Source organism: Vibrio sp. 10N.222.46.A1 (genome assembly GCF_041473595.1).
Classification (GTDB): Bacteria; Pseudomonadota; Gammaproteobacteria; order Enterobacterales; family Vibrionaceae; genus Vibrio; species Vibrio tasmaniensis_A.
In genome coordinates this window covers 1-543 of record NZ_JBFRSN010001064.1, presented here as the reverse complement: position 1 = coordinate 543, position 543 = coordinate 1, and the positions used below count along the sequence as shown (strand labels likewise).

General features: G+C 53.0%; 1 protein-coding gene. It reads left to right on the top strand.

What is annotated here, in order from left to right; translation table 11 throughout:
• Positions 1-543: conjugal transfer protein TraN (gene traN / locus AB4496_RS23760; protein ID WP_372132221.1), on the top strand; the 543-nt coding region annotated here is incomplete at both ends.

Below are 543 nucleotides of genomic sequence, written 5' to 3'. Positions count from 1 at the left end.
AAGGTCGAGCCACCCGCATCATTAATGGCATACCGACCACGCTTGATTGCTGGAAGTATCGGGTTGAGCACCAATGCACTCGACCCAATACGTGCAACGTCCTGCCCGCCGATTGCACCACGACGTCAACCCATTGCAGCCTCCAGCAAAACGGTGTGTGCATTGAGGAGAAAGTCAATAAATCCTGCCCACAGCGGCGCTGCAGTGCCACCCAATTAATCTGTGGAGAAGAGAGCTTTTGTCTGGATGGCGATTGCTTTGAAGCCATGGCGACCACTTCAAACCGCTTTAATGAAAGCACCTCAGCCTTAGCCGCGCTCGCAGAAGCCGCTGACGGTATGGGTAACCCACCGAAGATATTTACAGGCAAAGGCATGAAGTGCACAGACGCCGCTTTTGGTTTTGCCGACTGCTGTAAAGACGGCGGTTGGGGCACGAGTATTGGCATAGCCCAATGCAATGATGAAGAGAAAGCGCTCGGTCAAGCCAAAGAGCAAGGCATTACGATAGCCCTTGGCCGTTATTGCGCAGAAAAGGTCTTAG